This is a genomic window from Caballeronia sp. ATUFL_F2_KS9A, assembly GCF_023630765.1.
Classification (GTDB): domain Bacteria; phylum Pseudomonadota; class Gammaproteobacteria; order Burkholderiales; family Burkholderiaceae; genus Caballeronia; species Caballeronia zhejiangensis.
The window spans coordinates 329,783-355,577 of the sequence record NZ_JALQEK010000029.1 but is presented as its reverse complement, the minus strand read 5'-3'; the positions used below and the strand labels follow the sequence as shown (position 1 = coordinate 355,577).

Genomic DNA, 25,795 nt, shown 5'->3' with positions numbered 1-25,795 from the left:
GTCCTCAATGCGGGATCGGCTGCTTGACCGGATCGCCATCGCCGACGATCGCGAACACGAGCAGCTTTGCCGGCTTCGTCGCGCTCGCATTCTTCGACACGATGTGATGCGCGCCCGGCGGTTCGTACCACGATTCGCCGGGGCCATACGTCTTCGCGCTTCCGCCTTCGAGCTGCGAAGTCACGCGGCCCTCCAGCACGTAAGCGAAGATCGACCCCGGATGCCTGTGCGCCTCCGACGACTGTCCCGGCTTGTACGAGACGGTCGCCATCAGCACGTTCTTGCCGGCCACTTCCGGCACGGCCTGCTTGATCATCGGCGTGACGAGTTCCGCGCCCGCCGCGTCGTGCGCGCCGGCGCTCGCTGCACCGATCATCAGCGCGGCCGCCAGCACGAGAATTTCGCGCTTTCTCATGTCGATGCCCTCACGCCGGCAGCTTGCGGAAAGCGATCGCGAAACGGTTCCAGCTATTGATCGCGGAAACGAGCAGCGTCAGGTCGACAATTTCATCGTCGCTGAAATGGGGCTTCACGGCTTCCCACACGGCATCGGGTACGTGGTCTTGCGACACCAGCGTCAACGCCTCGGTCCATTCGAGCGCGGCGCGTTCGCGATCGGTGAAGAACGGCGTCTCGCGCCAGACAACGACCGTCGCCAGCCGCCGATCAGTCTCGCCGCCCTTGCGCGCATCGGTCGTATGCATGTCGACGCAAAACGCGCAGCCGTTGATCTGCGATGCGCGCAGCCGTACCAGTTCGGTCAGCGATTTCTCGAGCGCGGACTTCGCGATGCGCTCCTCGACGCCGACCAGCGCCTTGATTGCTGCGGGATTGGCTTTGTAGAAGTCGAGACGGGGTTCCATTTGCGTATCCTCTTTGCCTGGGTTCTGAAAGTGCGCCAGATCGGCGCGGCAAGAGCAGATTAGGCGTCTGGCTGGCCTTTTGAAATGACCGATTTCTACAAAATCGAGGTAACCACTTGCAAAGGCTGGAACGCGCAAAAAAACCCGCGGCCAAATGCGCCGCGGGTCGAGAGGGCCGCACCACGCACGGAATCAGTCGAGCGCGGCGGCCGGGCCGAAGAACTCGTAGCGGCTCTGCGCTTCGGGCACGCCGAGCGCCTTCAGATGCTTCTTCACCGCCTTCATGAACGCCTTCGGCCCGAGGAAGTAGGCATCGACATCGCGGTTCTTCGGCAGCCACGTATCGAGCAGCGTTTCGTCGACAAAGCCGATGCCGTGCGCTTCGAGATCGCCATCGCGCTTGTGCTCGTAGCAGTAGAAGCGCTTCAGTTGCGGATGGCGCGCCGCCAGTTCCTCGATCGCCGCACGGAACGCGTGCACGCCGCCGTGCCGCGCCGAGTGGATGAAGTGCACCGGGCGTTGCGTTTTGAGCGCGGCTTGCAGCATCGCGAGCGTCGGCGTGATGCCGACCCCGCCGCTGATGAGCACGAGCGGCTTGTCGTTGTGTTCGAGCTTGAAGTCGCCTGCGGGCGGATAGAGATCGAACACGCTGTTTTCGCCGACGTGTTCATGCAGGAAATTCGACACCTTGCCATTCGCCTCACGCTTCACGCTGATGCGATATTCGCGGCCGTTGGGTGCGGCCGAGAGCGAGTAGTTGCGGCGCAGTTCCTCGCCGTCGATCAACAGGCGCAAGCCGATGTACTGACCCGGATGGAAGTCGAGCAGCGCGCCGCCGTCTTCCGGCACGAGATAGAAGGACGTGATCTCGTCGCTTTCCTTCTCCTTGCGCGCGACGACGAAACGCCGCGTGCCGCGCCAGCCGCCCGGCGCGTTTTCGCGCTCGCTGTAGATGCCTTCCTCGAGTCCGATCAGCAGATCCGCAAGTTGCCCGTAGGCGGCGGCCCACGCCTCGATGACGGCGTCGGTGGCGATTTCCGCGCCGAGCACCTCACGGATCGACGCGAGCAGGCAGCGTCCGACGATCGGATAATGTTCCGGCTGGATGTCCAGCGCGACGTGCTTGTTGATGATCTGGCCGACGAGCCCTCCGAGCTTCTCCAGTTCGTCGATGTGCCGTGCGTACATCAGCACGCCGTTGGCGAGCGCGCGTGGTTGCGCGCCGCTTGCCTGGTGCGCCTGGTTGAACATCGGGCGGACCTCGGGATACTCGCTGAGCATCTTGTTATAGAAGTGCGTGGTGAGGGCTTCGCCGCCGCTTTCCAGAAGGGGAACGGTCGCTTTGACGATGGCACGGTGTTCTGCTGACAGCATTGTTCGTTTCCTCGTGTGATAAAGGCGAAAGCGGGGCGCTTTCGCGTCTGAATTCTTCGGCAGAATCTATACACGATCCGTGCCAGAGTAGAATCGTCGATAAATCAATCGTTTATTATTAAACATGGTCGATTCGACTCTAGTCAAAAGGACTGCTGACGTAGTCGCAATGACTTCACGCGTGCTGCTCGATGCGCTCGTTCCGCTTATCGAGGACCTGTCGAGCGAGATGCCCGACACCGAGCGCTACCGCCGTTTGCTGCACACATCGCGCGCGCTGTTTCCGAGCGATGCGTCCGCGCTGTTGCGGCTCGACGGCGATACGCTCGTGCCGCTCGCCATCGACGGTCTTTCGGGCGATACGCTCGGCCGGCGCTTTCGCGTGAGCGACCACCCGCGGTTCGCACGCATTCTCGCGCGCGCTGAACCGACGCGCTTCGCCGCCGGCTCGGACTTGCCCGATCCCTACGACGGACTGGTCAAGGGCGTGAGCGGCGATCTGGAGGTGCACGATTGTCTCGGCTGCCCGCTCGTCATCAACGGGCGCGCGTGGGGCTTGCTGACGCTCGACGCGCTCGATCCCGCGCGCTTCGACGGCATCGACATGGCTTCGCTGCAGGCGTTCTTGAGTCTCGCGGCGGCGACCGTGAGCGTCGCCGAGCGCATCGATGCGCTCGCGAAATCGAGCGAGGCCGAGCGTCAGCGTGCGGAGGTGTATCGGCAGGCGAGCGGGCCGCGAAGGCGCGAAATGATCGGCAGCAGCGAGCCGCATAACCGCTTGCAGGAAGAGATTGCGATCGTCGCGTCGAGCGATCTGACCGTGCTCATCACCGGCGAGACGGGCGTCGGCAAGGAGCTCGTCGCGAGCGAGATTCACGCGCTTTCGCCGCGCGCCGACAAACCGCTCGTCAGCCTGAATTGCGCGGCGCTGCCCGATACGCTCGTCGAAAGCGAGCTCTTCGGGCACGTGCGCGGTGCGTTTTCGGGCGCGTCGTCGGACCGGCGCGGGAAGTTCGAACTCGCCGATGGCGGCACGCTCTTTCTCGATGAAGTCGGCGAGCTGCCGCTGCCCGTGCAGGCCAAGCTCCTGCGCGTGCTTCAGAACGGCCAGTTGCAGCGGATCGGCTCGGACAGCGAGCACAAGGTCGACGTGCGGCTCATTGCCGCCACCAATCGCGATCTCGCCGAGGAAGTGCGTGAAGGGCGCTTTCGCGCGGACTTCTATCATCGGCTGTCGGTGTATCCGCTCGTCGTGCCGCCGTTGCGCGAACGCGGACGCGACGTCTTGCTGCTCGCCGGCTACTTTCTCGAAGAGAACCGCTCGCGCCTCGGCCTCCTGAGCCTGCGTCTTTCCGCCGATGCGCAAGCCGCGCTGCTCGCGTATCGCTGGCCCGGCAACGTGCGCGAACTGGAGCATCTGATCGGACGCAGCGCATTGAAGGCGCTCGCGGCGCATCGCGAACGTCCGCGCATCCTCACGCTCACCGCCGCCGACCTCACGCTCGCCGGCGACACCGCACTGGCCGCCGATGCCGCGACGCGCGTCGAAGCCGCGCCGGGCGCCGACTTCCGCGACGCCGTGACGGCCTACGAACGCACGCTCATCCTCGACGCGTTGAAGCGTCACAACCAGAACTGGGCGTCGGCGGCGCGCGAGCTCGGTCTGGATCGCGCGAATCTCAATCGCCTCGCCAAGCGCCTCGGGCTCAAATGAGCAACACCTCGTTCATCTCGAAATGATGGACATGGCCGCGCAAAGCGACTATCTACAGTCCTTAGCAGATCGGGTCGACGTCGTTGCTCGTCTCAAAAAGATGCGGTTCATTGTTCGAACGCAAAAAACACTTGGATTTGTCACGCGCATCGATGTGACAGATTGAGACAATCTCTGAGTTGGGAAAAACGGGCGATCTCTTCTAAGATCAGAAAAGCCTAGCGCAACCCATCTGCAGCAAGAACATTGCAGCGCCTTGAAGAACCGAGCCGGACGAGCAGCACGCGCCCGGCACATCGAACACGGCAAATCGACAACGGGGGTTACGTGCGAAACGTGGCAAAGCTCGGCACATTCTTTTGGTCCGCGCTCTTCGCGTTTTTCAGCATCGGAGCGTTCGCGGCCGACAACGCGCCGCTGGAGCGCGCGCCCGACACGATGCAGGCCCGCGTGATGGGATGCGCCACATGCCACGGCTCGCAGGGCCAGGGCACCGACAACGACTACTTCCCTCGTCTGTCCGGCAAGCCCGCCGGCTATCTGTACAACCAACTGCTCGCTTTTCGCGACGGCCGGCGCAAGTATCCGCCGATGAATTACCTGCTCGCGTATCTTCCCGACGCGTATTTGAAGCAGATCGCGGAATACTTCGCGAGCGAACATCCGCCGTTTCCGCCGCCGTCGCCCGTCACCGTCGATTCGAAGACGCTCGAGCTCGGCAAGACGCTCGTCACGAAGGGCAACGCTACGCGCAACGTGCCCGCCTGCGTGAGCTGCCACGGCGCGTCGATGACCGGCATGGAGCCGGCGATTCCCGGTCTGCTCGGCCTGCATGCCGACTACATCAGCGCGCAACTCGGCGCATGGCGATACGGCACGCGCTCGACGGTCGCGCCGGATTGCATGGGGCAGGTCGCGAAACTGCTCTCCGACCGCGACATCACCGCGATCGCAGCCTACCTCGCGACGCTGCCCGCGCCGGCCGATCCGGTGCCGGTCGCCGCCGGTTCGCTCAAGATGCCGCTAGCGTGCGGCAGCGTCCACAACTAAGCGAGGACCCGACGTGCTCCGTTTTCGCCCATTCCGAGCGCTGACCGTCGCGGTCTTCATGGCGGCGTGCGCCGCGCCGATCGAACATGCCATCGCGCAGAGCGCCGACGCCGCGACCGTCAAGCGCGGCGAATATCTCGCGCGCGCGGGCGATTGCATCGCGTGCCATACGCTGCCGGCGGGCAAGACGTTCGGCGGCGGCCGTCCGATGGACACGCCCTTCGGCACGCTCTTCACGCCCAACATCTCGTCGGACAAGGAGACGGGCATCGGCAGCTGGAGCGCCGGCGAGTTCTACACGATGATGCACTCGGGCAAGTCACGCGACGGCTCGCTGCTTTATCCCGCGATGCCCTATACGTCCTATACAAAAGTCACGCGCGCCGACTCCGACGCAATCTATGCATTCCTGATGTCCACGCCGCCGGTGCATCAGCCGAACCGGCCGCACGAATTGCGTTTTCCGTTCAACCGACGCGAGCTGCTGTACGGCTGGCGTTCGCTCTTCTTTCGCGAGGGCGAGTATCAGCCGGACGCGACGCAATCCGCGGAATGGAACCGCGGCGCGTATCTCGTCGAAGGGCTCGGTCATTGCTCGATGTGCCACACCGCGATCAACGCGCTCGGCGGCAATGTGAAATCGAAGGCGTTCGAAGGCGGGCTGATCCCGATCCAGAACTGGTACGCGCCGTCGCTCACGTCGAACAAGGAAGCGGGTCTCGGCGACTGGAGCATGGAGGACATCGTCGGCCTGCTGCATGCGGGCGTGTCGAATCGCGGTGCGGTGTATGGACCGATGGCCGAAGTTGTCTACGACAGTCTGCAATATCTGAGCGAGGAAGACGTGCGCGCGATGGCCGTCTATCTGAAGGCGCTGCCCGCGCGTTCCGGCGACAAGCCCGCGCCGCCGAGCCAGGCGGCCGTCGAGGCGCGCTCGGATCTCGCGCCGCTCGGCAAGAAGGTCTACGACCAGCACTGCGCCGAATGTCACGCGACGCAAGGCCAGGGCAAGCCGCCCGATTTCCCGCCGCTCGCGAACAATCAATCGATCGTGATGAACTCGTCGGTGAATCCGATCCGCATGGTGCTGAACGGCGGCTATCCGCCGGGCACGTTCAAGAACCCGAAGCCTTACGGCATGCCGCCGTTCGCGCAGTCGCTCTCGGATGTCGAGGTCGCGGCGGTCGTCACGTATATCCGCACCGCGTGGGGCAACCACGGCACGCCGGTTTCCGTGAAGGAAGTGAACGAGCTGCGTTCGGCGCCACTTTATTGAGCATCGACGACACCATGACCGAAGACCCGAATGAACTCGCGAAGGAAGACGCGCAGCTAGACGAGATCGTGAAGCGCGGCCCGGCGGGCGCGATCGCGCTCGCGGGCATTTCGACCGCGATCGTGATCGGCATCTGGTTCATCTTTTACTTCGCCGTGTTCCTGCCGCGCGGCGTGATCCAGTGATTCATTAAGGCGTCGCATATGGCCATCCATCCAAGCTCGCACGATGTCGCCGAACGGGTCGAACGGCGCTGGGCGATTCTCGTGCTCGCGATCGTCGTCGTGCTGGTCGGCATGGTCGTCTACACCGGCGTGCACTGGGCGATGATGCCGCCCTCGCGCGTCGAGACGGTCCGCCCGGAAACGCTGCACGTATCGGGCGAATTCATCGAAAGCAATCTCGGCAGCGCGCCGGAGGCGGACGGCTCCGTGACGGTGCGTATCGTCGCGCAGCAGTATTCGTTCACGCCGCAATGTCTTGTCGTGCCGGCGGGCGTGCCGGTCACGTTCCGCGCGACGAGTTCGGATGTCGTGCACGGCTTTCTGATCACCGACACGAACATCAATTCGATGCTGGAGCCGGGCTATGTCTCGACCTTCAAGACGACCTTCGACAAGCCGGGCGACCATCTGATGCCTTGTCACGAGTATTGCGGCACCGGGCATCAGAACATGTGGGCGCATGTGAAGGTGGTGGATCGCGCCGAATTCATGCAGATGGCCGACAAGATGCCGGCCAATTCGCGGAGAGTGTCCTGTGTTCAATAGCAAGCGCCTCGTCCTCGCGCATTTCTGGCTGGCGTTCATCGCCTTCGGTGTCGCGCTGCTGCTCGGCGCATGGCAGATGCTCGTGCGCAGTCCGCTGCATCCGTGGCTGCAGAATCCGGAGCTTTACTATCGCTCGGTGACGGAGCACGGCACGGTGATGGGCTACGCGTTCCCGACGCTCATCGCGATGGGCTTCGGCTATGCGGTCAGCGAGCTTGCGTTGAAGCGCCCGCTCGGGGGTTTGCGCTTCGCGTGGCTCGGCTTCTGGCTCGTCGCGATCGGCGCGGTGACGGCCACTGTGCCCGTCGCGATGGGTCTCGCATCCGTGCTCTATACCTTTTATCCGCCGATGATCGGCAACGTGTTCTATTACGTCGGCGTCGTGTTCGTCGTGGTCGGATCGTGGGTCTGGGTGGCGCTGATGTCGGTGAATCTCGCGTCGTGGAAGCGCGAGAATCGCGGCAAGCCGATCCCGCTCGCGATGTTCGCGACCGTCGCGGGCGCGTATCTGTGGGGTTGGACGGCGGTGGGCGCGGCCATCGAAGTGCTGTTCATGATTCTGCCTGTCGCGATCGGCTGGAAGACGACCATCGACGCGGGACTCGCGCGCGTGTTCTTCTCGTGGACGCTGCACGCGATCGTCTACTTCTGGCTGATGCCGGCGTATATCGCGTATTACACGATCATTCCGCGCGCGATCGGCGGCCGTCTCTACAGCGATGCGATGGCACGCATCTCGTTCATCCTGTTCCTCGTCGTGTCGATGCCCATCGGCATTCATCACTTGTTCGCCGATCCGCAAGTCGGCTCGGGCTTCAAGTTCATGCATTCGGTCTTTACGACGCTCGTCGCCGTGCCGACGTTGCTGACCGTGTTCACGATCTGCGCGTCGGTGGAGATTGCGGCGCGGCTGCGCGGCGGACGCGGCCCGCTCGGCTGGATCAAGGCGTTGCCGTGGGATAACCCGATGATGCTTGCGCTCGCGTTCTCGTTCGTGATGCTCGGTTTCGGCGGCGCGGGCGGGCTCATCAACATGAGCTATCAGCTCGATTCGACCGTGCACAACACGCAATGGGTGACGGGGCATTTCCATCTGATCTTCGGCGGCGCGATCGTCATCATGTACTTCGTGATCGCCTACGATCTGTGGCCGCATCTGACGGGCCGCGCATTGCAGAGCGTGAAGCTGATGCGCTGGCAATTGTGGCTGTGGTTCATCGGCATGATCGTGCTGACTTTTCCGTGGCATTTCGTCGGCATTCTTGGCATGCCGCGACGCATGGCGTTCTACGACTACAACGATCCGGCGCTTGCGGCGCAGGCGCTGTCCGTCGTGATATCGGTTGTCGGCGGGCTGATTCTGGTTGTGTCGGCGGTGCTGTTTTTCATCGTGCTCATAAGGGGACATCGCGCGCCGCTGGTGCAGCCCGAGGCGTTCCGCTTCAGCCGCGCGGTGCATGAGCCGCGCACGCTTCCGGTGGCGTTGAACAGCTTTGCGCTGTGGCTCGTGCTGATGATCGGGCTTACGCTCGTCAACTACGGCTATCCGATTGCGCAGTTGCTGGCGCGTTCGGACACGGCGGTGCCTGCGGTGCCGATCGGAGCGCAGCGATGAGCGACGAACGCCTCTTCACATTTCGCAATCGCTGGTTCACGGTCAGCGTATTGGGGACGATCGCGGTCGCGGTGGTATCGGCGCTGATAGGGTTCGTGTGGCTGCCTTCGGTGCAGCGCGATGCGCAGTTCGCCGGCATCTGGAATGCGATCTGCAGCGCGGCGGGCGTGCCGCGCGAGTGGTATGCGGGCGGCGCGGCGGTCGAGCCGAAAGAGAAGCTGACGAGCGTGGAGATGACGCCTCAACTGCTCGACAAGGTGAGCGCGAATTCGATCGGACGTGGCGCGACGCTGGCTCTACGCTGCACGATGTGTCACGGCGAGCGTGGCATGAGCGAGGCCAACTCGCCGAATCTGGCGGGGCAATATGCGTCGGTGATTTACAAGCAATTGATCGATTTTCAGAAGGGCGCGCGGAACAACGCGGTGATGTCGCCGATGGCGATGAATCTTTCGGATCAGGACATGCGCGATCTCGCTGCGTATTACGCGAACTTGCCGCGGCCGCCGGCGCAGCGCAAGGTGAGCAGCGCGCTTGCGCCGCCGATCGTCGCGCACGGTGCGCCGATGAGAAATATCGCTCCTTGCGCGGTGTGTCATGGGGGCATCGATACGAAGGCGGGGAGTCCGTGGCTCGATGGCCTGCCGGCGGCTTACACCAAATCGCAGTTGCTGGCGTTTGCCAATGGGACGCGGACCAACGATATCGATGGGGTCATGCGCAATGTCGCGCGCAACATGACGCCCGAGGAGATCGATGCTGCTGCCATGTATTACGCGCGGGAGTTGAATTCGGGGGCGAATGCGAAGTGATGTTTGGTTTGCCTTCGGCTTCTATCAAATCCGATTACGCGTCGGTCTATTGGCACTTCCCCTGTGCGGGGCTGCAGTAACTAAAACTAAAGAAAGCAGCTACTGATAGGCCCGCGGTCATGCGCGATTTGGCAATCGGGGATGCGTGTGCTTCGCTAGTGACATCGCTATCGCACTGCGTGCGCAAACCGATGGTTTCCCTTGAATGCCCGGCGGCAGCGCGTAGCGCTGTGCCGATGCTTTTTCGTGCTGAACCAGCGCGCTCAACGCATTCGGGCGGCAGACCGTGCGCGATCCAAGCTGGATTGGGCCTATGAGGGCACTCTTTAGGCGAGTGCCATCTGCGATGAGAGAACTACCCGAATTGCGTGTGACCGCGGGCCTGAAAAGCTGCTTTCTTTGCTTACTTTCTTTGCAGCGGCAAAGAAAGTGAGTGCCGCCCCGCACAGGGGCAACGCCAACAGACCGACACGAAAACGGGATCCGGCGACATAGCCCAGAGCTAGAATGCACGCCTCACCACCGCAAGACAGAGCACGCTATGAAGGCATCCACAACAATCCGCCACGAGCAACTCAGCGACATCGACGCGATCGAAATACTGACCACTGCCGCATTTCTCGATATGCCCTATTCGAGCCACACCGAGCAGTTCATCGTCAACGCATTGCGAAAAACGGGCCGCCTCACGCTATCCCTCGTTGCGGTGGAAAACGGCGACATCATTGGGCATATCGCGATCTCGCCCATCAGCATCAGCGCAACCGCGAGCGGCTGGTTCGGCCTCGGTCCGCTTTCCGTGACGCCCGCGCGTCAACGCGAAGGCATCGGCGGCGAACTCGTGAAGGAAGCGCTCGCGCACCTGAAGCGCGATGGCGCCGCGGGCTGCGTCGTGCTCGGCGATCCAGGTTATTACGGACGCTTCGGCTTCCGACCCGAATCCGCGCTCACGCTCCCCGGCGTGCCCGCCGAATACTTCCAGGCGTTAGCTTTCAGCGAAAAAGTCCCCGCCGGAACCGTTTCTTTCGACGAAGCCTTCGATGCCCGCGCCTGACGCCTGAAAGCAATCGCCGCTAAGCCGCAAGGGGTTTCGTTGCCGCGAGAGAACGCTTTCTGTATCGTGGCCCGAAGAATGCTGAAAAAGTCAGCAGGCCAAGGAAAGAACCCCGAAATGGAACCTCAAAGCGAAGCGATAAAAACCGACGTGTTGATCATAGGCGCGGGCCCGGTCGGGCTATTCGCGGCCTTCGAGGCGGGCGTCATCGGCCTCTCGTGCCAGATCGTCGATACGCTCGGCCGCATCGGCGGACAGTGCATCGAGCTCTACCCCGACAAGCCGATCTACGATATCCCCGCGATTCCCTCATGCACCGCGCGCGAGCTCGTCGATCGCCTGCTGGAACAGATTCGTCCCTTCGACGTGCCGATCCACCTCGATCAACGCGTGCAATCCGTCACGCAGCGCGATGACGATCATCGCTGGACCGTGACTACCGAAAACGGCATGACTTTCGATTGCGCCGCGATCCTCATCGCCGCGGGCAACGGCGCGTTCGTTCCGCAGCGTCTGCAGTTGCCCGAAGCCGCCGCGCTCGAAGGCCGCGACGTGCATTACAGCGTCTCGCGCGCGGCCGATTTCGCGGACAAGGAGATCATCGTCGCGGGCGGCGGCGACTCGGCGCTCGACTGGGCGCTCGCATTGAAGGACATCGCCAGGAAGCTCACGCTCGTGCATCGGCGCAACGGGTTTTCAGCAGCCGCGAATTCCGTCGCGACGATGAAGCGCGCGGTCGAAGCCGGTGAGATGTCGTTCGTCGTCGGCATGATCGAATCGCTCGATGCGCCCGATGGCGTGCTGCGCGGCGCACGCATCAAGCAGGTGGAAGGCTCGACCGATCTGGCCGTCGACAAGATCGTCGCGCTCTACGGTCTCGTGTCGGAGCTCGGGCCGATCGCGACATGGAATCTCGACGTGCGCGGCGGCCGCATCGAAGTGGATACGTCCAACTATGAATCGTCTCGGCTGGGCATTTTCGCAGTCGGCGATATCGCCAACTATCCGAACAAGCAGAAGCTCATTCTGTCGGGCTTTCACGAAGCGTCGCTCGCGTTGCGCAAGGCGTATTCGTACGCGTATCCCGAGAAAAAGCGCGTGCATGTACATTCGAGCTACGACGCCAAGCTCGCCGAGCGCGTGAGCGCGGCGCACACGGCCGATCACGCGTGATCGCACGCATCGTCGGATGGCTGTTGCTCGCGTTGCTCGCCGGCGCGGCGATGTTAGGCTACGCGGTCTATTCGAAACGCATCGTGCTGCCCGAGCGTTACGATCCGTTCGCACCGCTCGACGTGCGCGCGCCGCAAGGTCCGCTCACGCGCTTCAAATTATGGCGCACGATGCACGACGCGCAACGCTGCGATGCCGCGCTCGCACGCTCGGGTCTCGTCTATCGCGAGATGGCCGATGCGACCGGACCGGGCGGATGCGCGCTCCAAAGCGTCGTACGCGTCACGCAATCGCAAGACGTGCGCTTCAGCGCGCCGTTTCTCGCGACGTGTCCGCTCGCGCTCGGCATCGCCTACTTCGAGCATCAATATCTTCAGGCGGCCGCGCTCGATACGTATGGCGAGCGCATCGCGCGCATCGAGCATGTCGGCAGTTATGCTTGCCGCAATGTGAATCATCAGCAGGACGCGGCGCTGAGCCAGCACGCGAGCGCGAACGCCATCGATCTGACCGGCTTCGTGCTCGATGACGGACGCCGCATCACGCTCGCTCGTTGGGACGATGCCGCGTCGCCCGACGGCCAGTTCCTGCGCCGCGTTCACGAAGGCGCGTGTCATGCCTTCGATACCACATTAGGCCCCGACTACAACGCCTTGCACAAGACGCACTTTCACGTCGACATGGGTCCGTATCGCGTTTGTCGCTGAACTACGCGTGTCGATGCGAAGGATTGCCGCAGGTCGCATGATCGTGCGGCTGATCGTTCCACGCCGATCCGAGGATGATGCTGCAGAAGTTCAGGCGCCTGTAGTTCGGGTCTTTCAGCGCGAGGACATCGGCCTTGACGTTGCCGAAAGTGGATTCCGGCTTGGCGATCGTCCCTTTGGCGAAGGCGTCGATGATGCCTTCCTTGAAGTTCGCCTCGCGCGGATGCGCCGCGACGACGAGCCGGCGTTGATCGGCGCTGAACTCGTCGTAGGCGAGACCGAGCACATCCATCTCGACGCCCGCCGTGACGAGCGCGACCACCGGTTTCTTGTGCTGCGGAATGCCGGGCGTCGTGTGCAGCGCGATCGCATCCCACACCTGCTCGATCTCGCTTTCGCCGACGCCATGCCCGCGCAGGAAATCGCGCGCCGCGTTCGCGCCATCGACTTCGAAGCGGTCGTGCGGGCTGCTGTATGCATCGGAGAGGCCCATGTCGTGGAACATCGCGCCGATATAAAGCAGTTCGGGATCGTATTTCAGCCGCTTGCGTTCGCCCGCGAGCGCGCCGAACAGGAACACGCGGCGCGAGTGATGATAGAGCAGGTCGGGTTCCGTATCGCGTACGAGTTGCGTGGCTTCGCGCGCCATCTGGCTGTCGGGAATGCTGATGCCTGCGATGATTTCGCTCATGTTTGAAGCTCCGGAATGTGAGTCGATGGAAAGACGCGAAGCGTCGTGCGTTGCTAAAATCGCGCAGCGCGTCCGATGCCTTCAGTCTCTTCAAAAGGCGCTCGCGTCTCAATCGAAACGACGCGTCGAACTCTGCCAGGCGCACGCCGTCTTCCGCCACGCGCGCTCATCACCGACTTTCTCTCCGATGCCGACAGTTGCAATCGCAATCTTTCAGGGCGTGCAGGCGCTCGATGTGGCCGGTCCCGTCGATGTCTTCGCGGAAGCGAACGGCTTCATCGCTGCCTCGGACGCGTATGAGATCACGCTTGTCGGACCGGAGGAGCGCATCGTGCGCGCGTCGAACGGCACGCGGCTCGTCGCGGATCTGCCGTTCGACAAAGCCGATCGCCATTACGGCACGGCGCTCGTCGCGGGCGGTCCGAGCCTTCCCGTCGATGAACCCGATCGGCGCCTCTGCACCTGGCTCGTCGATACGGCGTCGCGCTGCGAGCGTTACGGCTCGATCTGCACCGGCGCATTCGCGCTCGGTCACGCGGGCCTGCTCGACGGCCGCAATGTCACCACGCACTGGCAGAATGCGCCGCGGCTCGCGGAGCGTTTTCCGCGCGCACGCGTCGAACTCGATCGCATTTATATGCGCGACGGCAATCTCGTCACGTCGGCGGGCGTGACGGCGGGCATCGATGTCGCGCTCGCGCTCGTCGCCGAAGATCACGGCGCGCAAGTCGCGCTCGCGGTCGCGAAACGGCTCGTCGTATTCGCGCAGCGGCGCGGCGGACAATCGCAGTTCAGCCCTTATCTGAGCGCCCCCGCCGACGACACGTCGCCGGTCGCGAAAGTGCAGGCGTACGTCATGGAGCACATCGGCGAGCGGCTGTCCGTCGCGCGCATGGCGAGCGTCGCGGGCATGAGCGAGCGCAACTTCGCGCGCGCCTTCGTGCAACTCGCGCAGTTGACGCCGCACGAGTTCGTCGAACGGGCGCGCGTCGACGCGGCGCGCAATATGCTCGAAAGCAGCGACACGCCGCTGAAAACCGTCGCCTACGACTGCGGCTTCGGCACGGCGGACCGCATGCGGCTCGTGTTCACGCGGCGGCTCGGTGTATCGCCGAATGATTATCGACTGAGCTTTCGCACGCGCTTTGTGAAGTGATCGGGGCGCTGGCGCGCCGACGCGTGACGCCGGGTTCGCTAAAATTCGAGATGAACGCGGCCCGTGCGACAGTGCGCGCGCCGCAGAATCCACCCTCGACATATCGGAACAGCGAATGACGAAACAAGAGACCGCCACGCAAGATCCCTACGAACGACGCGCACTGCTGCTGCATCTCGGCGACGTGCTGGAGTCCGTGTTTTGCCTGAGCCAATGCGCCGACGAATACGCGAGCATCGGCGAAGCGGTGAAGGGCAACGACGCGCTCGCGGGCTTCACGCTGCTCGGCTTCGTCGACGCGACCATGCCGCCGCGCGATTTCATCCGCCGTGCATCGGGTGCGTTTTTCGTTTGGCCGAAAGCGCTGCTCGATGAAACGCTGAATCGCCCGATGCTGGCGAACACCGTGAAGCACGATCTCTTCGCGGACAACGCGAAGGGCTGGAACGCCTACATGGAAGAGCGGCGCAAGGAAGTGCCGTGGTTCGGCGAGGATCTCCCCGAAGTCGCAACGAGCGCGGCGCCTGCGCACGAAGCCACGCCGGCAGCGGAAGCGGAAAAGCCGTCGCGCTATTCGACGTGGCCGTGGCCGGACAAGCCGGCCGACGCGTGATCTACTGCTTCTTGCTCATGCCGCTCGCGCCCGAGTCGAAGCCGAGTCCGTTCGGCCGGTCGGGCGCTGCGCCCTTGCCCGATGACGTCTTGCCCGGCCGCGTCTTCAGCGCATCGCTGGCATTCGCGGCGGCCGCAGCGGGCGGCGTCACGTTTTTCTCCTGATACGCGGGCGTACTGTCGTAATCGAGCTTGTTCGGTTTTTGCGGCGCCTGCTGCGCGCTCGCCACGACGGCCAATGTGCCGCCGAGCAGAATCCCCGTCATGCGCCCGAGTGTGCCGATTGTGGGTCTCATCTGCTTCCTCCCTTTGTTCTGCACGTTCTCTTCGTTCAGCAAGGCGCGGACCCGCCCGCAAGTGGCGCGCGGTCGCAGACCCGCCGATGCGTAAAGCATGCTTGTCCGCGCGCAAGGCTTGCCGCGATAGGCGGCGCGCGTCTGGCGCGTGTTGATTGTGGTCAAAGGCGCGACCGACCCTCGCTCGGACAATTCTCACTTTTAACGTGAGTGAGCTAAAAATGAGAAAGGGTCTCGGGGCAATCGTCATGGCATGCGCGGCGTTGTTCGCGGGCGCGGCGCAGGCGGCAGGCGATGCATCGTCGAGCGATGCGATGGGCGGCATCCACGCCGGCGATGTGCTGGTTCGCCTGCGCGCGATCAGCATTCAGCCCGATGTGACAGCGGGGGGCACGCTCGGCACGCTCGGTGTCAACGTCAACAACGCGATCGTGCCGGAGCTCGATTTCACGTACATGATCCGCGATGACATCGGTGTGGAATTGATTCTCGGCACGTCGCGGCATCAGGTGACGTCGAACATCGGCGGGCTTGGCGGCGTGGGCGTGCTGCCGCCGACGCTGCTCCTGCAATATCACTTCAATCACGCGGGGCGCGTGCGTCCGTATGTCGGCGCGGGCGTAAACTATACGTACTTCTACAACGACAAGCTCAAGGCGGGCGACACGCCGGTGTCGATCAAGCACAGCAGCTTCGGCCCGGCGTTGCAGGCGGGCGTCGACGTACAGGTGGCGAAGAATTTGTTCGTCAACGCCGACGTGAAGAAGATCTGGATGCGAACGAGCGCATCGGCGGGCGGCGCCGATCTCGGCTCGCTCAAGATCGATCCGTGGGTGATCGGCCTTGGCGTCGGCATGAAGTTCTGATGCGCGGTTCATCGCGGCAAATGTGCGCCGCGCCGCGCATCGTCTGAAAGTTGGCGGAAGATGCCAGTGCTTCTGGCGTGGACGGTTCGGCGGGCGCGGTATCCTTGACAGCAGGCCCGGCGCAGACTCGCGTCGCTCGAAGTGTGTCCGAGCGGCGCAAGAAACTGCAACGACTAATAAAACCGCATCGGGGAACTGCAAGCCAATGAGACCTTCCACTTACGCGGGATTCGTTTTGCTCGCGGCGTGTGGCGCCGCCTTCGCGCAACAGCCGCTCACCGTGCCAGGCCGCAGCCAGAGCGCGTGGCAGCAATCGATCGATAACGCCGCCTGCTACGGCTACGCCAATCAGACGACCAAAGTGAACATGGCGCGCGAGTCGCAAGCGCCATCGCGCGACGCTCAGGCGCAGCGCGACACGCGCACGCTCACGCCGCCGCGTCCGGTCGAGCCGCCGTTGCCGGCGAGTGCGGCGGGCGCATCGGGTGCGCTCGCGGCGTCTGCGGCGGCGCCTGCATCGGGCGCATCGGCGGCGATCGCCGCGTCGGGTGCGTCCGGCGCGACGGGCGTGACCGCCTTGCCGCATCCCGCATCCGGCGCGATGCCCGGCATGCCGGCGATGCCCGCATCGATGGCGGCGGGCGCATCCGGCGCATCCGACGCGATCTACGGCGGCGACATGAAGATGCCGCCGCTGCCGCCGCCCGAGCCGCCGATGACGCGCTACTGGCGCGCCTACAGCGAATGCATGCAGAACCGCGGCTACTTCACCCGATGAATCAGCCGCTTCACGAAGGCGGATGTGCGTGCGGCGCGGTGCGGGTGCGCGTCGCGGGCGCGCCGAAGGAAGTGAATCTGTGTCACTGCATGACGTGCCGGCGCATCCACGGTGCGCCGTTCGGCGTTTACGCGATCTTTCCGCGCGATGCGTTTGCCGTGACGGGCGACACGGTCGCGTGGGCGAGCTCCGCGACGGGCAGGCGGCATCATTGCCCGCTGTGCGGATCGCCGGTCTATCTGGCGTTCGACGGCGTCGACGAAATCGAGGTGCCGACCGGCATCTTCGATGAAACCGGCCTTTATCCGCCGCAGTACGAAATCTGGTGCAAAAGCGCCGAGCCGTGGCACGACGCGCAAGGACGGCCGCGCTTTGTACGCGGCGCGCCCTGATTCAACCCGTCAGCATTCGACGATCGCTTTCACGACGCCCGCTTTCGGATCGAGCAGCGACGAGAACTGCGTCGGCACATCGCTCAGCGTCAGACGATGCGTGTTGAGCGCATCCGTCGGCACTTCGCCCTTGCGCATCGCGGCGAGCACGGTCTCGAAGTCCTCGGGCGTCGCGTTGCGGCTCGCGAGCAGCGTCGCTTCGCGCTTGTGGAACTCCGGATCGGCGAAGGAAATGCGATCCGGCACGATCGACACCAGCACGTACTTCCCGCCGTGCGCGATGAATTCGAAGCCGCGTTCCATCGCGCGCGAATTGCCGGTCGCGTCGAACACCACATCGAAGAATTCGCCATTCGTGAGCGTCGACAGTTGTTCCTTGTCCTGCTCGCCGATCTGCACGGTCGCGTCCACTTTCAGTTCGCGCTTGCAGAACGCGAGCCGGTCTTCGCGCGTATCGAGCGCGGTGACGTTCGCGCCGCGCAGCCGCGAGAAGGTGATGGCCGCCATGCCGATCGGACCCGTGCCGACAACCAGCACGCGCTGCCCCGGCTGCACGTCCGCGCGACGCACGGCGTGCGCGCCGATCGCGAGGAATTCGACCATCGCGGCCTGATCGAGCGTGACGCCCTCGGCCTTATGGACGAATTGCGCGGGCAGATTCAGATATTCGGTGAACGCGCCATCGCGATGCACGCCGAGCACCTGAATGTTCACGCAGCAATTCGTCTTGCCCTGACGGCACGCGATGCACTTGCCGCACGACAGATACGGCATCACGTAGACGGTGTCGCCCGCCTTCAGCCCGCTCGATGCGTCCGCTTCCTCGATCACGCCCGACAACTCGTGGCCCATCACGCGCGGATACGACAGATATGGCTGATTGCCGGTGAAGATGTGCAGGTCCGTGCCGCACACGCCGACGCGCTTCACGCGCAGCAGCACTTCGTTGTCGGCGCGCTGCGGTTTCTCGCGCTGTTCGGCTTTCAGGGTTCCGGGCGTTTCGCAGATGACGGTCAGCATGCTGGATGTCTCGATATGTCGTTGGAGTGGGGCGTCCGTCAATCTAACGATGCGCGCCGATTTGGTCAAGCCAATTTCAATATCGAAAAAGTGGTAAGGCCGGATGCGCAGCCAGCGGCGCGGGCGGTTTCGCCTTATATTTCCACCAGAGCAAATCGCTCGGACAAGCGAAAAAAGGACGGCAAGTGCAGCAGCTTCATGAATTCGTCGAGCGGCATCCGCGGCTTTTCGTGCTGTCGGGCGCGGGCATCAGCACGGAATCGGGCATTCCCTGTTATCGCGATCGCGAAGGCCAGCGCACGGGCCGCGCGCCCATTCTGCTGAAGGACTTTCTCGGTTCGGACTACGCGCGCCGGCGTTATTGGGCGCGCAGCCTCATCGGCTGGCCGGTCGTGCAGAACGCGCAGCCGAACGCCGCGCATCACGCGCTGCGCGCGCTCGCCGCGCGTTCCCGGGTACATCGGCTCGTCACGCAGAATGTCGACGGATTGCACACGCGCGCCGGCAATCCCGATGTGATCGAGCTGCACGGCAATATCGGGCGAGTGCGCTGCATCGAATGCGGCGAGCGGCATACGCGCGCGGCCGTGCAGCGGATGCTGGAAGCGGCGAATCCGGATTTCGTCGGCTATACGGCGCCCGCGGTGCCCGACGGCGACGCGCATATCGAAGATCTCGATTTCGCCGCCTTCGACGTGCCCGGCTGCACGCGCTGCGGCGGCGTGCTCAAGCCCGACGTCGTGTTCTTCGGCGAGAGCGTGCCGCGCGCGCTCGTCGACGACGCGGCACGCTCGCTCGAAGCCGCCGATGCGATGCTCGTCGTCGGCTCATCGCTGATGGTGTATTCGGGCTATCGCTTTTGCGAGTGGGCCGCGAAAAGCGGCAAGCCGATCGCGGCCATCAACATCGGCAAGACACGCGCCGACGCGCTCCTCGCGCTGAAAGTCGAAGCGCCGTGCTCGGACGCGCTCGAACGCCTGATCGAGCATCTCGACGCACGGCCGGTGACGCGCTGACGCTTACTTCGCTTCGCGCGCAAGCGCCGCGATGCCTTCGACGAGACGCTCGGCATCCGACATGCGCGAGAAGAGCGCGGGCGTCACGCGGACGACTTCGCCCGCGTCGGGGCCGGGCCGCGTCACCGTGAAGACGCAGAAGCGATCGCGCAGCGCGGCGACGATCGCATCGCAACCTGCTTTCGTCGCGCGCCCGTTCAGGCGGAACGCAGTGATGCCGGCGGTCATCGACGGATCGTGCGGCGTCAGGATCTGCACGCCGGGAAGCTCGCTCGCGGGCTTCGCCCAGGCATCGCGCAACGCACGCAGACGCGCTTCCTTCGCCTTCGCACCGATGCGCCGATGCACGTCCAGCGCCGACGGCAGCGTGAACCACGCGGCGAAGTTCGGCGAGCCGGTATGCACGCGCGCGCGGATATCGTCGGCGGGCCAGGAGCGGTCGCCGAGATACGGATCGATCGACGCGACGTGTCCCTTCCGGATGTAGATCGCGCCGCAGCCGAGCGGCGCGCCGATCCACTTGTGCAGGTTCAGCGCGGCGAACGGCGCATTCAAGTCGGGCACGTCGAAAGCGAGTTGCCCCCACGAATGCGCGGCATCGACGATCACGTCCGCGCCGGCTTCCTTCGCCATCGCCGAAATCTCCGCGACCGGGATCACGAGGCCCGTCGCGAAGCAGACGTGCGACAACAGCACGAGCCGCGTGCGCGGATGCGCGCGCAGCGCCTTCGCGTAGGTGTCGAGCACCGCTTCGCGCGTCGCGGGCTCCGGCATCGTAATACGCACGGGCGTGACGCCGCGCCGCTCGCGCAGCCATTCCATCGCGTCCTTGCCGCACGGGTAATCGAGATCGCTGTAGAGCACCGTGTCGCCCGGCGCGAGGCGGTTGTAGCCGCTGATGAGCGCGAGCAGCGCTTCGGTCGCGTTGCGCGTCAGCTCGATCTCCTCGACCGCGCAGCCCATTTCCATCGCGACGCGCTCCCGCAAACCCTGATACAGCGACATCAGATGCGGGCGGATCAGAAGCGTCGTCTCGCGGTTCACGCGCTCGGTCCAGTAATGGAACATCGCCTTGACCGGCTCGGTCATCGCACCCCAGAAGCCGTTCTCAAGGTTGATGAGCTCGTCGGAGTGACGCCACAGCGCGCGCACCGCATCCCAGTAGCGTTCGTTCGTGGCGAGACCGGCGGTTGGCGTCGGCGGAAGCGTCGCGAGCGCATCGGCGAATCCCGGCGTGCGGTGATCGAGGATCTCGGGCATCGGAATGTAGAAGTTCGTGGAAAGAAAATGAAATGCTTACCTAACTTCGCGCATCTGTATGGTAACGGTATTACCGAACGTAGTGGACAAAGTGCAGACTATTTGCATCTTTTCCCTTCAGTCCAAAAATCGTGAGCCGTAATCAGCTTTAGAGCGTCGCGCATCTTTTGCGCTCGATCGTTCGCTCGCGTAGCAGTATGCCGCGCGAAGCGATCACACGGACGCCGTATGTCCCCCGAACGGACCCTGAGAGAACCCTGAAAATGAACCTCAAGAACATCACGATCAAGAACAGGCTGATCGCTGGCTTCGGCATTCTGGCGGTGCTGGTCGTGCTGGTGGCAGGCATGTCGCTGCGCGCGCTGTCCGTCGCGACGGACGGCTTCGCGGACTATGTCAACGGCATCAACGCGCGCGCCGATGTCGCCGGTCAGATTCGCACGGCCGTCGACCGCCGCGCGATCGCCGCGCGCAATCTCGTGCTCGTCACGAAACCGTCCGATATCGAACTCGAGCAAGCCGAAGCCACGCGCGCCCACGAGGACGTGCAGGCGCGCCTGAAGCAACTCAACGACATGCTCGCCAGCGCGAGCGATACGAGCGACAAGGCGAAGAGTCTCGCCGCCGAAATGATGCGCGTGGAGGCGCTGTACGGTCCCGTCGCGACGAAGATCGCCGGGCTGGCGCTCGCGGGCAAGCACGAGGAAGCGGTGACGGCGCTCGACGACGAGTGCCGTCCGCTGCTCGCGCAACTCGTCAAGGCCACCGACGACTACGCGGCCTACACCGCGACGCGCCGCGAGGAAATCGTGCGCGCGGATCAGGCGAGCTATCGGACGCAGCGCAACGTGCTGATCGCGCTGTGCGTGGTGGCGGCGCTCTTCGCGGTGATCGGCGGCGTGCTGGTCACGCGCTCGATCACGGCGCCGATCGGCGAGGCGGTCGGCATCGCGCAGACGGTGGCGCGCGGCGATCTGACGAGCCGCATCGTCGCGAATACGAAGGACGAAACGGGCGATTTGCTGCGCGCGCTCGCCACGATGAACGCGCGCCTCACCGACATCGTGAGCCGCGTGCGCGAAAGCAGCGGCGCGGTCGGCGGCGCGGCAAAGGAGCTCGCGACCGGCAATACCGATCTGAGCCAGCGCACCGAAGAACAGGCCGCTTCCCTGCAGGAGACGGCGGCGAGCATGGAAGAGCTCACGTCGACGGTGCGTCAGAACGCCGAGAACGCGCAGCAGGCGAGTTCGCTTGCATCGAACGCGTCGGATATCGCGAAGAAGGGCAGCGATGTCGTCGGCCGAGTCGTGAACACGATGAACGGCATCAGCGACAGCTCGGACAGGATCGCGGATATCACGGGCATCATCGAGGGCATCGCGTTCCAGACCAACATTCTCGCGCTCAACGCGGCCGTGGAAGCGGCGCGCGCGGGCGAACAGGGCCGCGGTTTCGCGGTCGTCGCGAGCGAAGTGCGCAGCCTCGCGCAGCGTTCGTCGACGGCGGCGAAGGAAATCAAGGAACTGATCGCGGATTCGGTAGGCAAGGTGCGCGACGGCTCGCTGCTGGCAAGCGAAGCGGGCACGACGATGGCCGAAGTGACGCAGGCCGTCGCGCGCGTGACGGACATCATGCAGGAGATCGCGGCGGCGTCCGCGGAGCAGGGGCGCGGCATCGAGCAGGTGAATCTCGCGATCACGCAGATGGACGAGGTCACGCAGCAGAACGCCGCGCTCGTCGAAGAAGCCGCCGCCGCCGCGACGTCGCTCGAAGAGCAGGGGCGCAGGCTCAACGAGGCGGTCGCGTTCTTCACGGTGGACGGCGCGGCGGCTGCGATCACGCAGGCCGCGCCGCGCGTGGCGCACGCGCCGCGCACGCCGGTTGCGAAACCCGCGCCGCGCGTCGCTCAAGCGGCCGTGGCGCAGCCCGCCACCGCCGACGGCTGGAGCACGTTCTGACGCCGCTTCAGGCGTTCACGTCGACGATCACGCGCCCCTTCACCTCGCCGCGCAGCAGACGCGCGGCGACGTCGGGCGCATCGGCGAGCGGGATCGTCGTCGCGACGCTTTCGATGGTCGCGACCGGCACTTCATCGGCGATTGCCCGCCACGCCGCGATGCGCCGCTCGCGCGGCACGTAGACGCTGTCCACGCCGAGCAGCGCGACGCCGCGCAGGATGAACGGCGCGACCGACGCCGGCAGATCCATGCCTTGCGCGAGGCCGCACGCGGCGACCGCGCCGCCATAGCGCAGGCTCGCGCAGATGTTCGCGAGCGTGTGACTGCCGACGCAATCGACGGCCGCCGCCCAGCGCTCTTTCTGCAGCGGCTTGCCCGGCTCGGAAAGCGTCGCGCGCTCGACGATATCCGCCGCGCCCAGTTCGCGCAGCCGCGCGGCTTCCTCGGGACGGCCCGTCGACGCGATCACGCGATAGCCGCGCTTTGCCAGAATCGCGACCGCGAAGCTGCCGACGCCGCCGTTCGCGCCCGTCACGAGCACGTCGCCGTCCTGTGCGCCGATGCCGTGCTTTTCCAGCGCCTGCACGCAAAGCATCGCGGTATAGCCCGCGGTGCCGACGGCCATCGCCTGGCGCGTCGTGATGTTCGCGGGCAGCGCGATCAGATGAGCGGCGCTCACGCGCGCCTTCTGCGCGAGCCCGCCCCAATGCGTTTCGCCGGCGCCCCAGCCGTTCATCACGACTTTGTCGCCGGGCTTGTAATCCGGATGCGAACTCGTCTCGACGACACCCGCGAAGTCGATGCCCGGCACCATCGGCCAGGTGCGTACGACGGGCGCCTTGCCGGTGATCGCGAGTCCGTCCTTGTAGTTGAGCGTGGAGAAGTCGACGCGCACGAGCACGTCGCCGCCATCGCCGGATGAAGCGAGTCGGGCTTCGTCGATCGACTGAATGGACGCGACCGTGCGGTCGTCCTGTTTGTCGAGGATGAGGGCTTTGAACATCGGCTGGCTCCGGTTGAATGCGGGCGAGGCGGCGCGCGGCCGCCCCGTCAGGCACTACGGCGAATCAATGATGCTCGAATTGCGCGCGCGGGATCGGCGTCGCCTTCACCTTGTTGTACTGGAACTCGGGCAGCGCCTTGATCGCCTCCTTGGTCGCGCCCGCGAGCACGAACTGGCCGTTTTTCACGTCCAGTTGCTCGATCGGAATCGCGACGTCGTGACGCGCCACGCCGAGGAACTTGTTAGCGGCGATGATCGCGAACGAAACGGACTTGTCGGGCGCGACGATGATGTCGTTGATGACGCCGACGCGTTGTCCCTGTTCGTTGACGACCGGCTTGTTCAACACGGATTTCTTGATGCTCCAGCCATCGATGATGGCGGTCGATACTTCGACGGATACGCCGAGCGGCTGCGTGCCTGCGACTTGGGCGAACGATGCCGTGGAAGTCAGGCCAAGTGCCGACGATGCAACGAGCAGTGCCACGAGTTTCGATTTCATTGGTTCGATTCCTCAAAGGATTGGGGCAATCCGGTTCAATTGAAATGCGCGATTCAAGCTTCCAGCGCGGTAGAAGTTTGAACGTTTATCATGGTTTCTGCAGGAACGGTGTCAGGTGGCGTCGCGCGCACTGCAATAGTGCGAACGTGCGGTGCGCGCGGTCAATGCGAGATCCGCTTGAGCGCGTCGCCTTTGTGAACGGCGCGCTTGCCGCTCTTGTCGCTTTCGACTTCGAAATGCGGATCGTCGTGCGATGCGTTGACCGTGTGGCCGTCGAGCGTCGCGCGCTCGGTGACGATGCGCACGATGCGGCCCGTCGTTTCGCCTTGCGGCGTATTCCAGCGGACGTGATCGTGCAGCTTGAAGGATTGGCCCATGGCTTGCGCTCCCGGAAAAAGTGGACGTTTCCCGAAGCGCAACGGCCATGCCCGTCATGTCAGGCGGGAAAGCGTCGCCTCGTCGGACTGGCCGTCGAAATATCGGCGCAGCGCTTCTTCGAAGACGGCGGGATCGTCGGCGGTGTGCGCGAAAAGGGTCATCGACGAATGGAATTTCATGTCGTCCGGATAGCCGAAAATCTGCCCGGCAGTGCGTCCCTGCAGCCCGTTGACGATGCGCGTCAGCTCGACGAGCCGCGCTCCCAGCACGGGATGCGCGAGATAGGCGCGGGCTTCGTCGCGCGACGAAATCGCGTAGTGCTGCGCCATTGCGCTGTGCCCGAGGCCGACGATCTGCGGGAACACGAACCACATCCAGTGCGTGCGTTTGTGGCCGGCGGAAAGCTCGGCGCGCACGTCGTCGATGACGCTTTCCTGTGCGTCGACGAAACGCTGCAGGTCGTACGGATCGCTCATGCTCATCTCCTTACGCGACCGCATCGGCGATGCGCTTTCGCATCGCTTCATCGGGATAGTTGCCGATGCCCGCGCGCGCGTTATCGATCATGTATTCGCGGCGTCCGGTGCCGGGGATCACGCAGGTCACGGCCGGGTTGCCCAGCACGAACTTCAGCAGGAGCTGTGCCCACGACGTGCAGCCGATTTCCTGCGCGACATCCGGCAGCGGCCGGTTGCGCAGGCTAGCGAGCAGCGATCCGCCGCCGAACGGCTGATTCACGATGACCGCGACGCCGCGCTCGGCGGCGAGCGGCAGAAGGCGCGCTTCGGCATCGCGGTCGTTGGCGGCGTAGTTGATCTGCACGAAATCGATGCGCTCCGAGCGCAGCACCGCCTCGACCTGCGCAAACGCGCTCGACGTGTAATGCGTGACGCCGATGTAGCGGACCTTGCCGGCGGCTTTCCAGTCGCGCAGCGTGGCGAGATGCGTGCGCCAGTCGAGCAGATTGTGAATCTGCATGAGATCGACGCGATCGGTCTGCCACAAGCGCAGCGATTGCTCCATCTGCGCGATGCCGGCCTCGCGTCCGTCGGTCCAGACTTTCGTCGCGATGAACGCTTTGTCGCGCGTATGCGATTGCGCGAGCAGCGCGCCCGCGACGGCTTCGGAGGAGCCGTACATCGGCGATGAATCGATTACCGAGCCGCCCGCGGCGAAAAGCGCGCGCAGGACCTCGGCGAGCTCGCGGCGGCGGGCGGGGTCGTCGCCGGCGTCGAAGGTGCGCCAGGTGCCGCAGCCGATGACGGGCAAAGGCTCTTTCGTCGACGGGATCGGGCGGGTGTGCATGGGTTGGGCTGCCTGTGCCGTGTCGAATGCCTGCGTGGCGAGCGCGGCGGCGGTCAGGCGGAGGAAAGCGCGGCGGTTGGGCATGGGCGGGGCGATGTCAGCGGGAGAGTTTGCATAGTAGAGAACATCGGGCGATCCGTTTCGAACGTTCGTC

Annotated in this window: 28 protein-coding genes and 1 pseudogene; 17 read left to right on the top strand and 12 right to left on the bottom strand. The window is 64.5% G+C overall.

The genetic code is table 11. The annotated features are described in order from the left end of the window. Positions 1-4 precede the first annotated feature (4 nt). The 3 genes from NCS67_RS17400 to hmpA form a co-directional block, all read right to left on the bottom strand. Complete coding sequence (locus NCS67_RS17400) at positions 5-415, bottom strand: cupin domain-containing protein (RefSeq protein WP_175979405.1); 411 nt, start codon at positions 413-415, stop codon at positions 5-7. Between the two features lie 10 nt (positions 416-425). Next, positions 426-863 (bottom strand): carboxymuconolactone decarboxylase family protein, encoded by a 438-nt coding sequence (locus tag NCS67_RS17395; RefSeq protein ID WP_008353193.1) that lies wholly within the window; start codon positions 861-863, stop codon positions 426-428. 192 nt (positions 864-1,055) lie between these two features. Further along, positions 1,056-2,237: an NO-inducible flavohemoprotein gene (gene hmpA / locus NCS67_RS17390; RefSeq protein ID WP_250435899.1), complete on the bottom strand. Its 1,182-nt coding sequence runs from the start codon at positions 2,235-2,237 to the stop codon at positions 1,056-1,058. Positions 2,238-2,361: 124 nt separating this feature from the next. Here hmpA and norR point away from each other — a divergent pair, with 124 nt between their 5' ends. The 10 genes from norR (at position 2,362) to NCS67_RS17340 (ending at position 12,408) form a co-directional block, all read left to right on the top strand. Further along, on the top strand, positions 2,362-3,951 hold the full coding sequence (gene norR / locus NCS67_RS17385) for a nitric oxide reductase transcriptional regulator NorR (RefSeq protein WP_250435897.1): 1,590 nt from the start codon (positions 2,362-2,364) through the stop codon (positions 3,949-3,951). A 387-nt stretch (positions 3,952-4,338) separates the two neighbouring features. Further along, positions 4,339-5,001: a c-type cytochrome gene (locus NCS67_RS17380; RefSeq protein ID WP_033537071.1), complete on the top strand. Its 663-nt coding sequence runs from the start codon at positions 4,339-4,341 to the stop codon at positions 4,999-5,001. Positions 5,002-5,059: 58 nt separating this feature from the next. Then, the gene (locus NCS67_RS17375) at positions 5,060-6,277 is read left to right on the top strand and encodes a c-type cytochrome (RefSeq protein ID WP_008353197.1); all 1,218 of its coding nucleotides are present in this window, start codon (positions 5,060-5,062) and stop codon (positions 6,275-6,277) included. A 14-nt stretch (positions 6,278-6,291) separates the two neighbouring features. Next, positions 6,292-6,462, top strand: coding sequence for a hypothetical protein (locus NCS67_RS17370; protein ID WP_250435895.1), 171 nt, complete (start codon positions 6,292-6,294; stop codon positions 6,460-6,462). A gap of 18 nt (positions 6,463-6,480) precedes the next feature. Then, entirely contained in the window at positions 6,481-7,047 is a 567-nt protein-coding gene (locus NCS67_RS17365) for a cupredoxin domain-containing protein (protein ID WP_175979402.1), read from the top strand. Further along, positions 7,037-8,662 carry a b(o/a)3-type cytochrome-c oxidase subunit 1 gene (locus NCS67_RS17360; protein ID WP_250435892.1) on the top strand — a complete coding sequence of 542 codons (1,626 nt, stop codon included), beginning with the start codon at positions 7,037-7,039 and terminating at the stop codon, positions 8,660-8,662. Before NCS67_RS17365 ends, NCS67_RS17360 begins: the two co-directional genes overlap by 11 nt. Next, the gene (locus NCS67_RS17355; RefSeq protein ID WP_250435891.1) at positions 8,659-9,474 is read left to right on the top strand and encodes a c-type cytochrome; all 816 of its coding nucleotides are present in this window, start codon (positions 8,659-8,661) and stop codon (positions 9,472-9,474) included. The genes NCS67_RS17360 and NCS67_RS17355 overlap by 4 nt, the downstream gene beginning before the upstream one ends. 541 nt (positions 9,475-10,015) lie before the next feature. Continuing rightward, positions 10,016-10,528, top strand: a complete 513-nt coding sequence (locus NCS67_RS17350; RefSeq protein ID WP_175979400.1) for a GNAT family N-acetyltransferase — start codon at positions 10,016-10,018, stop codon at positions 10,526-10,528. Between the two features lie 117 nt (positions 10,529-10,645). Then, on the top strand, positions 10,646-11,701 hold the full coding sequence (locus NCS67_RS17345; RefSeq protein ID WP_250435889.1) for an NAD(P)/FAD-dependent oxidoreductase: 1,056 nt from the start codon (positions 10,646-10,648) through the stop codon (positions 11,699-11,701). After that, positions 11,698-12,408 (top strand): extensin-like domain-containing protein, encoded by a 711-nt coding sequence (locus tag NCS67_RS17340; protein ID WP_175979398.1) that lies wholly within the window; start codon positions 11,698-11,700, stop codon positions 12,406-12,408. The genes NCS67_RS17345 and NCS67_RS17340 overlap by 4 nt, the downstream gene beginning before the upstream one ends. A gap of 1 nt (position 12,409) precedes the next feature. On the opposite strand, the gene NCS67_RS17335 is transcribed toward NCS67_RS17340, so the two are convergent. Next, the gene (locus tag NCS67_RS17335) at positions 12,410-13,099 is read right to left on the bottom strand and encodes an HD domain-containing protein (RefSeq protein WP_250435887.1); all 690 of its coding nucleotides are present in this window, start codon (positions 13,097-13,099) and stop codon (positions 12,410-12,412) included. A 187-nt stretch (positions 13,100-13,286) separates the two neighbouring features. Here NCS67_RS17335 and NCS67_RS17330 point away from each other — a divergent pair, with 187 nt between their 5' ends. Beyond that, a complete protein-coding gene (locus tag NCS67_RS17330) occupies positions 13,287-14,255 on the top strand; it encodes a GlxA family transcriptional regulator (RefSeq protein ID WP_250435885.1) in 969 nt (322 codons plus the stop codon). Between the two features lie 115 nt (positions 14,256-14,370). After that, positions 14,371-14,868 carry a hypothetical protein gene (locus NCS67_RS17325; protein ID WP_008353214.1) on the top strand — a complete coding sequence of 166 codons (498 nt, stop codon included), beginning with the start codon at positions 14,371-14,373 and terminating at the stop codon, positions 14,866-14,868. Between the two features lies 1 nt (position 14,869). Here NCS67_RS17325 and NCS67_RS17320 read toward each other — a convergent pair whose 3' ends face one another. Next, complete coding sequence (locus NCS67_RS17320; protein ID WP_144403815.1) at positions 14,870-15,163, bottom strand: hypothetical protein; 294 nt, start codon at positions 15,161-15,163, stop codon at positions 14,870-14,872. A 248-nt stretch (positions 15,164-15,411) separates the two neighbouring features. Between NCS67_RS17320 and NCS67_RS17315 the strand changes: the two genes are divergently transcribed. The 3 genes from NCS67_RS17315 to NCS67_RS17305 all read left to right on the top strand — a co-directional run bounded on the left by NCS67_RS17315 (position 15,412) and on the right by NCS67_RS17305 (position 17,199). Further along, positions 15,412-16,029 carry an OmpW/AlkL family protein gene (locus NCS67_RS17315; protein ID WP_250435981.1) on the top strand — a complete coding sequence of 206 codons (618 nt, stop codon included), beginning with the start codon at positions 15,412-15,414 and terminating at the stop codon, positions 16,027-16,029. A 205-nt stretch (positions 16,030-16,234) separates the two neighbouring features. After that, on the top strand, positions 16,235-16,807 hold the full coding sequence (locus tag NCS67_RS17310; protein WP_033537049.1) for a hypothetical protein: 573 nt from the start codon (positions 16,235-16,237) through the stop codon (positions 16,805-16,807). Next, on the top strand, positions 16,804-17,199 hold the full coding sequence (locus NCS67_RS17305) for a GFA family protein (protein WP_250435883.1): 396 nt from the start codon (positions 16,804-16,806) through the stop codon (positions 17,197-17,199). Before NCS67_RS17310 ends, NCS67_RS17305 begins: the two co-directional genes overlap by 4 nt. Positions 17,200-17,208: 9 nt before the next feature. Here NCS67_RS17305 and NCS67_RS17300 read toward each other — a convergent pair whose 3' ends face one another. Next, on the bottom strand, positions 17,209-18,219 hold the full coding sequence (locus tag NCS67_RS17300; protein WP_008353221.1) for a zinc-binding alcohol dehydrogenase family protein: 1,011 nt from the start codon (positions 18,217-18,219) through the stop codon (positions 17,209-17,211). 179 nt (positions 18,220-18,398) lie between these two features. Here NCS67_RS17300 and NCS67_RS17295 point away from each other — a divergent pair. Continuing rightward, positions 18,399-19,235: pseudogene (locus NCS67_RS17295) on the top strand (NAD-dependent protein deacetylase); the annotation flags it as partial. A 3-nt stretch (positions 19,236-19,238) separates the two neighbouring features. On the opposite strand, the gene NCS67_RS17290 reads toward NCS67_RS17295, so the two are convergent. Then, positions 19,239-20,495, bottom strand: coding sequence for an aminotransferase class V-fold PLP-dependent enzyme (locus tag NCS67_RS17290; RefSeq protein WP_250435882.1), 1,257 nt, complete (start codon positions 20,493-20,495; stop codon positions 19,239-19,241). Positions 20,496-20,758: 263 nt separating this feature from the next. On the opposite strand from NCS67_RS17290, the gene NCS67_RS17285 reads away from it, so the two are divergent. After that, on the top strand, positions 20,759-22,453 hold the full coding sequence (locus NCS67_RS17285) for a methyl-accepting chemotaxis protein (protein ID WP_250435881.1): 1,695 nt from the start codon (positions 20,759-20,761) through the stop codon (positions 22,451-22,453). 7 nt (positions 22,454-22,460) lie between these two features. Here the strand turns inward: NCS67_RS17285 and acuI are convergent, their stop codons facing one another. From acuI to NCS67_RS17260, 5 genes are all read right to left on the bottom strand, one after another. Further along, entirely contained in the window at positions 22,461-23,456 is a 996-nt protein-coding gene (gene acuI, locus NCS67_RS17280; RefSeq protein WP_008353225.1) for an acrylyl-CoA reductase (NADPH), read from the bottom strand. Positions 23,457-23,520: 64 nt separating this feature from the next. After that, positions 23,521-23,958 (bottom strand): PRC-barrel domain containing protein, encoded by a 438-nt coding sequence (locus NCS67_RS17275; RefSeq protein WP_008353227.1) that lies wholly within the window; start codon positions 23,956-23,958, stop codon positions 23,521-23,523. A gap of 161 nt (positions 23,959-24,119) precedes the next feature. After that, positions 24,120-24,335, bottom strand: coding sequence for a hypervirulence associated TUDOR domain-containing protein (locus NCS67_RS17270; RefSeq protein ID WP_175979390.1), 216 nt, complete (start codon positions 24,333-24,335; stop codon positions 24,120-24,122). Between the two features lie 54 nt (positions 24,336-24,389). Continuing rightward, positions 24,390-24,812, bottom strand: a complete 423-nt coding sequence (locus NCS67_RS17265) for a DUF1810 domain-containing protein (RefSeq protein ID WP_008353230.1) — start codon at positions 24,810-24,812, stop codon at positions 24,390-24,392. A 10-nt stretch (positions 24,813-24,822) separates the two neighbouring features. Continuing rightward, the gene (locus NCS67_RS17260; protein ID WP_250435880.1) at positions 24,823-25,725 is read right to left on the bottom strand and encodes an aldo/keto reductase; all 903 of its coding nucleotides are present in this window, start codon (positions 25,723-25,725) and stop codon (positions 24,823-24,825) included. Positions 25,726-25,795: the final 70 nt, after the last annotated feature.